General features: G+C 68.3%; 7 protein-coding genes. 4 read left to right on the forward strand and 3 right to left on the reverse strand.

The features are described 5' to 3' along the window. Nucleotides 1-150: 150 nt before the first annotated feature. The gene (locus tag IAE56_RS19330) at nucleotides 151-3048 is read left to right on the forward strand and encodes a VIT domain-containing protein (protein WP_200753648.1); all 2898 of its coding nucleotides are present in this window, start codon (nucleotides 151-153) and stop codon (nucleotides 3046-3048) included. A gap of 92 nt (nucleotides 3049-3140) precedes the next feature. On the opposite strand, the gene IAE56_RS19335 is transcribed toward IAE56_RS19330, so the two are convergent. Then, nucleotides 3141-4115, reverse strand: a complete 975-nt coding sequence (locus IAE56_RS19335) for a phosphatase PAP2 family protein (protein ID WP_200753649.1) — start codon at nucleotides 4113-4115, stop codon at nucleotides 3141-3143. Nucleotides 4116-4190: 75 nt separating this feature from the next. After that, nucleotides 4191-5396, reverse strand: coding sequence for an acyltransferase family protein (locus IAE56_RS19340; RefSeq protein ID WP_200753650.1), 1206 nt, complete (start codon nucleotides 5394-5396; stop codon nucleotides 4191-4193). Nucleotides 5397-5531: 135 nt separating this feature from the next. Here IAE56_RS19340 and IAE56_RS19345 point away from each other — a divergent pair, with 135 nt between their 5' ends. Beyond that, nucleotides 5532-6434: a LytTR family DNA-binding domain-containing protein gene (locus tag IAE56_RS19345; protein WP_200753651.1), complete on the forward strand. Its 903-nt coding sequence runs from the start codon at nucleotides 5532-5534 to the stop codon at nucleotides 6432-6434. A 33-nt stretch (nucleotides 6435-6467) separates the two neighbouring features. Here the strand turns inward: IAE56_RS19345 and IAE56_RS19350 are convergent, their stop codons facing one another. Beyond that, nucleotides 6468-7208, reverse strand: a complete 741-nt coding sequence (locus IAE56_RS19350) for a M48 family metallopeptidase (RefSeq protein WP_200753652.1) — start codon at nucleotides 7206-7208, stop codon at nucleotides 6468-6470. Between the two features lie 182 nt (nucleotides 7209-7390). Here IAE56_RS19350 and prfB point away from each other — a divergent pair. Both prfB and IAE56_RS19360 read left to right on the forward strand, forming a co-directional pair. Further along, nucleotides 7391-8516, forward strand: a protein-coding gene (gene prfB, locus IAE56_RS19355; RefSeq protein WP_108768747.1) for a peptide chain release factor 2 whose coding sequence is annotated in 2 segments (ribosomal slippage) — nucleotides 7391-7465 and nucleotides 7467-8516 — 1125 coding nt in all. Because the reading frame shifts where the segments join, the coding sequence is not laid out codon by codon here. 154 nt (nucleotides 8517-8670) lie between these two features. Continuing rightward, a complete protein-coding gene (locus IAE56_RS19360) occupies nucleotides 8671-9453 on the forward strand; it encodes a helix-turn-helix transcriptional regulator (RefSeq protein WP_200753653.1) in 783 nt (260 codons plus the stop codon). Nucleotides 9454-9556: the final 103 nt, after the last annotated feature.

The following is a 9556-nucleotide window of genomic DNA, read 5'->3' on the forward strand; positions in this document are numbered from 1 at the left end:
CGCCGGCCGGGTGGGCCCCGCCGCACCCCGCGCCCCCGCCCGCCGCGGTCGCGCGGGGCCATGCCCGGCGGAATGCATCCACGTTCGACCCGTAACCCCACCTGCCGTGTTGGTGCGTTGAACCGTCCACGATCCCACTGGAGCCGTGCCATGGTCTTTGCCCGCTGTGCCCCCCTGATCCTGCTGGTGCTGGCGGCCTGGCCCGTTGACGCGCAGTCGCCCCGCCACGCGCGGCCTCAGCCCAGCACGCCGCTGCTGATCGCCCCTGCCGCCGAGCAGCCGGTTCAATTGCGACAGGCGCGCATCGAAGGCGAGGTCCAGGCGGGCATCGCACAGACCCGCATCACCTTGGAATTCCACAACCCCAACAACCGCGTGCTGGAGGGCGAGCTGCAGTTCCCGTTGGGCGAGGGCCAGCAGATCAGCGGTTTTGCGCTGGATATCAGTGGCGAGCTGCGCGAGGCGGTGCCGGTGCCGAAGGATCGCGGTCGCCAGGTGTTCGAGGAGATCGCCCGCCGCGGCGTCGATCCGGGCCTGCTGGAACAGACGGCGGGCAACCAGTTCCGCCTGCGCGTGTATCCGCTGCCGGCCGGCGGCAGTCGCCGCGTGCAGCTGGTGGTGCGTGAGCCGCTGGCCTACGCCGGTAACGGCTGGCAATGGGCATTGCCGCTGCAGTTCGCTGCAGGCGCGGGCTCGGTAAAGCTGGATCTGCAGGCAGCAGGCGCTGCGACTGCCGGCAAGGTGCCATTCTCCCTGCAGGGCGGTCAGCTGCACTGGCAGGGGCGTGGCGCACAACTGCCGGCACAGCTGCAGTGGACCCTGCCTGCGGTGCGCCAGTCGCAGGTGCAGGTGGCGAAGTGGCAGGACGGTCACTACCTGCTGGCCCAGCTGCCGGTGCCCGCTGACCGTGCGCCGCGCACGGTGCCGAGCGAGGTCGGCCTGCTCTGGGATGGCTCCGGTTCCGCCGGCCAGCGCGACCGCACCCGCGAGTTCGCGCTGCTGGACCGCTACTTCGCGGCGATGGGCGAGGGCAATGTCGTGCTGACCGTGCTGCGCGACCGCCCCGAGGCCGAGCGGCGGTTCCGCATCCGCAAGGGCGACTGGAGCGCGCTGCGCCAGGCGCTGCAGCAGGTACGGCCGGACGGCGCCAGCGCGCTGGCCAACTGGCAGCCGCAGCCCGGCGTAAAGGAATACCTGCTGGTCAGTGATGGCCTGCTGACCTACGGCCCGGAAGCACTGCCGACGCTTGCCGCTGGCCAGCGCCTGTTCGCGATCAGCAGTGCCGGCGCACGCACGGATGTCACCCGTCTGCGTGGCTGGAGCGAGGCCCACGGCGGCCGTTTCGTGGCGCTGGGTAATGACCTGCAGGCTGCCACGCGCGAACTGCTGTCCGCGCCGCTGGATATCCAGATCGACGCCGGGCGTGGCGTGCAGGATGTGGTGATCGATCGCCGCAGCGAAGCGCAGGGATGGCTGTGGTTGCATGCGCGCCTGGCGGCCGAGGGCGTGCCGATGCGCGTGCGCGTCGATGGGGGCGAATGGCAGGCGCTACCGTCGACCACCCGCAGCGACGATGGCGACCTGCTGGCTGGCCTGTGGGCGCAGGCGCGCCTGCAGCAGCTGGCGGTGGACCGGCGCAGCAACCGCGAAGCGATGCAGCGCCTGTCGCAGCAGTTCGGGCTGGTGGGCCCGGATACCTCGCTGATCGTGCTGGAAACCCTGCAGGACTACCTGCGCTACGCGATCCGCCCGGCCGGCGCGCTGCGCGCCGACTATGACCGCGGCTATGCGCGCCAGGTTGCTGACCGTGCAGCCGAAGACCGCCGCAGGCTCGACAAGGTGGCCGCGCAGTGGAAGGAGCGCCAGCAGTGGTGGAACCGCAGCTGGCCGAAGCAGGCGCCGCCGTCTGCGGCGAAGGAGATTCTCCACGACCCATCGGCAGCCAGTGCACCGATGGCACTGCTCGCCGCGCCCGCACCGGCCGCACCTGCGCCGCCGCCCGCACCCATGGTGGCCGCCGAATCGCGGATGGAGACCGCCCGTGCACGCCGTCAGGCCCCGGCGGCCGCCACATCCCTGGATGCCATCGCGGTGACCGGGTCGGCGATCGAGGATGAGGCAGGGCCCGCGAACAACGGCCAACTCGGCATCCAGCTGGCCGCCTGGCAGCCGGACTCACCGGTGGCCCGTCGTCTGCGCCAGGGGCCGCCGGCCCAGCTGTACGACCGCTACCTGGCCGAGCGTGCCGCGCATGCCGACAGCAGCGCGTTCTTCCTCGACGTCGCCGATCTGCTGCTGCAGCAGAACCAGCGCGAGCTGGCGCTGCGCGTGCTGTCCAACCTGGCCGAGATGGACCTGGACAACCGCCACCTGTTGCGCGTACTCGGCTACCGCTTGCTGCAGGCCGACGCGCCCGCGCTGGCCGTGCCGGTGTTCGAACAGGTGCTGGCGATGGGCCAGGAAGAGCCGCAGAGCTTCCGCGATCTCGGCCTGGCGCTGGCCGCAGCCGGCAAGCCGCAGCAGGCGCTGGAACCGCTGTACCAGGTGGTGGTGCGTCCGTGGAATGGCCGCTTTGATGGCATCGCCCTGATCGCGCTTGATGAGCTGACCAACCTGGTGTCACGCAGCCGGCCGCAGCTCGATACCCGCGGCATCGATCCACGCCTGCTGCAGGCCATGCCGCTGGACCTGCGCGTGGTGCTGGCCTGGGACGCCGACAACAGCGACTTGGACCTGTGGGTGACCGACCCCAACGGCGAGCGCGCGTACTACGGCAACCGGCTGACCTACCAGGGCGGGCAGATGTCGCAGGACTTCACCGGCGGCTACGGTCCCGAACAGTTCTCGCTGCGCGATGCCAAGCCCGGCAAGTACAAGGTGGAGGCCAACTACTTCGGCAGCCGCCAGCAGCTGGTGACCGGCGCGACCACCCTGATGCTGCGCCTGACCACCCATTGGGGCACGCCGCAGCAGAAGGACCAGATGGTCACCATGCGATTGAAGGATCGCGCGGAGACCGTGCTGGTGGGTGAGTTCGAGGTACGGTAGAGCCACGCCATGCGTGGCCGCGTGGAATCCACCGCGTCCGCCGGGCATGGCCCGGCGCTACCTCGCCCGATTCATCCACGCATGGCGTGTATCTACTGCGGAGTGCGGCGCTGGCGCGGAATCCACCGTGCCAGCGCAATGCCGCCACCGAGGATGAGCAGCGTGCCTACGGTGTGCCACAGCAGCTCGGTGATCGGCGCATCCGGCAGCGGAATTCTGTAGGCCAGCCATTCGATGGCCGGTCGCGCCAGCAGGTAGACCACCACCACGCCAACCACGCGCAGCACCCGCTGCACGACGCCCTGCGGATCGGCCGGCCAGCCGCGCCACTGCAGCCACGCCACCAGCAGGGCGAGTGCGAGCAGGCGCGAGGCTTCACCCAGCGGTACCAGGGGCGTCCACAACGAGGCCCACGACAACGCCACGCCCAGGCCCAGCAGTACCGGCAGCTGCCAGCGCCTTTCTCCACGCAGCCCCGGCATCAACTGCCAAGCCAGCACGGCCACCCCAAGGCCGATCAACCAACCGGCCAGCACATCGGCCAGGAAGTGCCGGCCCAGATACATGCGCGAGATCGCCATCAGCAGGGGCCAGCCCAGCACCAGTGTCCAGCGCAGCCAGCGCCGGCGGATGCCGAACGCCAGCAGCAGGGCGACGCCCGCCGCCGTGGTGATGCCCACGTGGCCGCTGTTGAAGCCATAGTCGGCGTGCGGCTGGGCGCGCAGCATCGCGGTGGCCTGCGCGTCGGGCAGTGCCCAGAAGGTGTGGCCGCCGCCATCCACCACGAACGGGTGCGATGGCTCGCCCTTGTCCAGCACCGCTGCATCCACGTCGGAGGGGCGGGGCAGGGCGGCGCTCTGTTTGATCGCATGGGTGGCGCAGGCCATCAGCAGCACCGCCAGCATCACGCAGAGGCCGGCGCGCAGGCGTGCACCGAACGCACACACCAGGATCAGCGCGGTGTAGGCCATTTCATAGCCGAGCAGGCTGATGAATTGCATCACCGACAGGAACCAGTCGGCGTCGAAGGTGTGCTGCAACCACAGGTGCCACTGCGTCTGGAACATCCGTTGTCCTCATTTTCGGGTTGCTGACCAGATCCAGGTAGAGCCGGGCGACAGCAGCCGAGTGTGGACTCGGCTCTACACCGGTGCAACACGTGCCACGGGCAGCGATGACGCGTCGTTGCGCAGGCCGAACAGCGGGCGCAGCCAGCGCATGCGACGGACCAGTAGTTCGTGGATCAGCAGGCAGCCGCCAACGGTGCCGGCCACCAGCAGGGTGGGTTCCAGCCACGGGCCAAGCTGCAGCGGGCGCAGTGCATACAGCAGCGCGATCAGCACGGTCTGGTGCAGGATGTACCAGCTGAACACCGCTTCCCGGCAATAGCCCAGCCCTGGCCACGGGCGGTACAGCAGCACCCGGCCCCAGCCGAACAGGGCCAGCAGCATGCACCAGGTATAGAGCGCCCGGCCGATGCGTTCGGTCTGGCCCCACGGCAGTGCCAGTACCCAGGCGTCGACATCGCCTACATCCGGCAGCCGGGCCAGTGCGCGGATGCCCAGTTCCAGGCACAGCCCCAGCACGGCCAGCGCCAGGGTCAGCCGGCGCCCGCGCACCAGCAGCTCCCAGCCCCGCTGCCAGCGTGCAGCCATGAAGCCGCCAAGGAACAGCGGCAGCGACTCGGCGTGCACATAGACGTCGTCCAGCAGCGCGTGGGTGGGCGGCCAGCGTGGCATCAACACCAGCAGCGCCCAGGCCAGCCAGGCCACCGGCAGCACCAGCAGCAGTGCGCCAAGCACACGGTCGCTGATCTGCCAGCGCGGCAGCGCCCCACCCAGCGGTCGCAGCAGGCTGGCCAGCACCACCGCCAGCACGGTGTAGGGCAGCAGATAGGCCAGGTACCAGAGGTGGTTCCAGGTGAAGCCATAGGCGGCGCCACTGAAATGCGCGCCCGGCCACGGCTGGAACTGCCAGTAGCGCCACAGGAACCGGGCCAGCCCCGGCGCCACGTCGCCCTTGTCCAGGGCCTCGTAGTAGGCCTGCAGGGATACCACCGCGACGATGCCGAACAACAGCGGCAGCTGCAGGCGCCAGCATCTGCGCAGCGTGTGCCGCCAGCGCCCGTGCTCGGGCAGCGACAGGCCCAGGGCGATGCCGCTGATGGCGAACAGCAGCGGCATCCGCCAGCGGTTCATCGCGATCATCGGCCATTGCAGCCACTCGGCGGTGTAAGCGCTCTTGAGGTGGAAATCCCAGCCGGCCACATAGGCCATGGCGGCATGGTAGAGGATCAGCAGCGCAAAGGCGGCGATGCGCAGGGTGTCCAGATCGTGGCGACGGTGCATGGGCGGCGGGCATCGGAAAGAAGCTGCAGCGTCCGCCTGCCTGGCCTTGTCCACCAGCGGGAGGGGCGCAATGGCGGCCGCGCTGGGGCCAATGGTGGGGTGGCAGGGACCAATGGCGGATGCGCGCAGGGCCGGATGGGCAACAATGGCGGCATGGAAAGTGGAGATCCGGCGGCGTTGCCCGTCCCAGCTGCAGAGCGTCCGCATCGCCCAGGGCTGACCGCCGTGTTCTGGGCGGTGCTGTTCCTGGGTACTGCGGTCGCCAATGTGCTGGTGAAGTGGATGCGGGCGTTGCGTGACGGCGAGGCCTTCCCGGCAGGGGCAACCTCGATCGAGGAGTTCAGCAGTGCGTTTGCCAGCCTCGGTCTGGTGGCCCTGCTGCATGCCGCAGCACGGCGCTGGCCCCTCCATGCCGACACCTGGCGGCGCCGGATCGGCCTCTATGTGCTGGGTGGCATTGCCTGGTGGCTGCTGCACGTCAGCGCCATGGTCCTGCTGCGCAAGCTGGCCTTTGCCGTGATCGGCCAGCACTACACCTATGGCGACTGGCCGGCGCAGTGGTTCTACGAGTTCTTCAAGGACGTGCAGACCTACAGCCTGCTGGTGGTGGCCGTGCATGCGGTGGCCTGGTTCGGTCGCCAGCGGCAGGGTGAGGCGCACCTGCTGGCGCCGCCCGACGACGGCCCGCCGGTCGAACCGGTCGAGCGCCCGCAGCACTTTCTGGTACGCAAGCTGGGCAAGGAGTTCCTGGTGGCTACCGGCGATGTGGAGTACGCCCAGGCGGCCGGCAACTACGTGAACCTGCGGGTGCGCGGCCACGATTACCCGCTGCGCATCACCATGGCGGTGCTGGAGCAGCGGCTGGACCCGGCCGTTTTCCTGCGCCCGCACCGCAGCTGGCTGATCCACCGCGGCCAGCTGCGTTCGATCGAGCCACTGGACGGCGGTGAGGCCCTGCTGCACATGGCCGACGGGGCGAAGGTCCCCTGCAGCCGGCGGCAGCTGCCGCTGCTGCGGCAGGCGCTGGCCGGGTCCTGAGCGGGCGGACCTGGAGGCCCGCCCGCCAGCGGATTACTTCTTGTCCTTCTTGATCATCGCATCGATACGCGCGGCGCGGGCATCCGAGCCGGGGTGCGAGGACATCAGGCCGCCCTTGCTGGACAGCTTGCGGAACATGCTGGCCAGGGCGGCCGGGTCGTAGCTGTGGCGCTTCATGAACTGGTAGCCGTACTCGTCGGCAGCGCTCTCTTCCTTCTGCGAGAACTGGGCGTTGATGAAGCTCTCGCCCAGTTCACCGAGCTGGCCCTGGCTGAGCTGGGTCAGGTTGCCGTTGCCGGACGCGGCCAGGCCGTCGCGGCCCGCCGAGGCGAGCAGGGCGGTGCGCATCTTGGACTTGCTGTGGCCGAGCTTCACATGGCCGATTTCATGGCCGATCACGCCACGGATCTCGTCGTCGCTGGCCATGTCCATCAGGCCGGTGTAGACGCGCACGCAGCCGTTGGCCATGGCCCAGGCGTTGACGTCGGCGGTGCGGTAGACCTTGAAGTTCAGGTTCAGGCCGTCTTCGTTGGCCAGGCCCTGGGTGATCTTGGCCAGGCGCTGGGCATAGGGATCGCTGCCGGTCACCACCTGGTTTTCCTTGTCCATGTAGGCGCACGCCTGGTCGGCCGCCTGGGAAACCTCGGCGTCCGACAGGGTCAGCGCCTTGCCTGCCTTCAGGCCGGTGCTGCTCAGGCCCTTCAGGTCGATGGCCGAGGCGTTCGCGGCGAGCAGGCAGGCGGCCAGGCACAGGGTGGAACGAATGATCGTCATTGAAATGGTGCTCCTTGGGGTTGGGATGGTCCGCGTGGCCTCTGTTCCCGCGGCGGTCGGGAAGTCTACCGGGATGATGTGGCCGGATGTGAAGCGGAGGCCACAGGCCCCGGCCTGCCTCGCCCGAGGCCGGGCGCCTGCGGTATCATTGGCAGTCATCTATTTAGTGCATAACCGCCGACATGATCGAACTGAATCCTGTCCGCCAGCGCATCACCGATCTGACCGATCGTGTGGTGTCGCTCAGGGGGTATCTTTGACTACGACGCCAAGAAAGAGCGTCTCGAAGAAGTAACGCGGGAGCTGGAAAGCCCCGACGTCTGGAACAATGCCGAATACGCGCAGAACCTGGGCCGTGAACGCTCCAGCCTGGAGAAGACCGTGGGCGGCATCGCCGCGGTGCTGGACGGCCTGACCGACGCGACCGAGCTGCTGGAACTGGCTGAATCCGAACAGGACGAAGATACCGCCCTGGCCGTGGTCGCCGATCTGGACAAGCACCAGGCGCACGTGGAGAAGCTGGAATTCCAGCGCATGTTCTCCGGTGAAATGGACAATGCCGCGGCGTTCGTCGACATCCAGGCCGGTGCCGGTGGTACCGAAGCCCAGGACTGGGCGGAAATCCTGCTGCGCATGTACCTGCGCTGGTGCGAATCGCGCGGTTGGAAGACCGAGCTGATGGAAGTGTCAGGTGGCGACGTGGCCGGGATCAAGTCCGCCACGCTGCGCGTGGAAGGCGACTACGCCTATGGCTGGCTGAAGACCGAGACCGGTGTGCACCGCCTGGTGCGCAAGTCGCCGTTCGACTCGGACAACCGCCGCCACACCAGCTTCACCTCGGTGTTCGTGTCGCCGGAAATCGATGACAACATCGACATCACCATCAACCCGGCCGACCTGCGTACCGACGTGTACCGTTCGTCCGGTGCGGGTGGCCAGCACGTGAACAAGACCGAGTCGGCGGTGCGTATCACCCACATCCCGACCAACATCGTCGTGGCCTGCCAGACCGGCCGCAGCCAGCACCAGAACCGCGACAACGCGATGAAGATGCTGGCCGCCAAGCTGTACGAGCTGGAGATCCAGAAGCGCAACGCCGAGAAGGACGCGGTGGAAGCCACCAAGTCCGACATCGGCTGGGGCAGCCAGATCCGCAACTACGTGCTCGACCAGAGCCGTATCAAGGACCTGCGCACCGGCATCGAGCGTTCGGATACGCAGAAGGTGCTCGACGGCGACCTGGACGAGTTCGTCGAGGCCAGCCTGAAGGCCGGCTTGGCCGTGGGTTCCAAGCGCATCGATGCCTGATCGGCGCGCCTGCGCGGATGTCATCGCCCTCGTGCGCAATGCCGAGGGCGGTTGATCCGGCTTTACTGTAGAGCCAAGCCATGCTTGGCTGCTTTTCGCAGGCTGGCAGATCCGTCGAGCATGGCTCGACGCTACAACAGGTGCGGCGGTAGCGATGATGCGCAGCGAGAGTGAACGCAAGGAACTGGGCGGCTTCCTGAAAGCCTGCCGCGCCCGTGTCGATCCCGCCACACTTGGCCTGCCGGCCGGGCGTCGGCGCACCCCGGGCCTGAAGCGCGAGGAAGTGGCGCTGGCCATCGGGGTCAGTGTCAGCTGGTACACCTGGATCGAGCAGGGCCGCGAAGTACGTGCCTCGCCCGAAGTGCTCGAACGCCTGGCGACGGTGCTGCGCCTGAGCGATGACGAGCGCGCGTACGCCTTCGCGCTGTCCGGTTACGGCGTGCCGCTGGAATCGCCGGACGAAAGCGTGACCGACGGCCTGCGCCAGCTGGTGGAGGCGATGCAGCCGATCCCGGCCTATGTCCGCAACACGCGCTTCGACATCCTGGCCTGGAACGCGGCCATCGCCGACCTGTTCGTGGATTACAGCCAGTTCCCGCCGAACCAGCGCAACACGCTGTGGCTGATGTTCCTGTACGCGCCTTACCGCGAACGCATCCTCAACTGGGAAGAAATGAGCCGTGGCCTGCTGGCCGGGTTCCGTGCGGCGATGGCGCAGGCGCCGGACAAGGCGCCGTTCCTGGCGCTGGCCGAGGACATTTCGGCGCAGAGCGAGCAGTTCCGCCTATGGTGGCCGGAGCATGACGTCCGTCGTTTCGACGAGGGGGCGAAGAAGCTGATGCATCCCACGCGCGGGTTGCTGGACCTGCAGTACGTGGCGCTGGTGCCGGAGAGCCGGCATGACCTTTCGCTGGTGACCTACCTGCCGCGGAAGTAGGGGGGGGGCGGCAGGGCTTGCAGCCCTGCACCTGCAGAAGCAACGTCAAAAACAACGTCAAAAGCCTGCATTCCGTGGGATGGCGGGGCACTGTGGGTTTGCG

Source organism: Stenotrophomonas sp. S41, from assembly GCF_016624625.1.
Lineage (GTDB): Bacteria > Pseudomonadota > Gammaproteobacteria > Xanthomonadales > Xanthomonadaceae > Stenotrophomonas.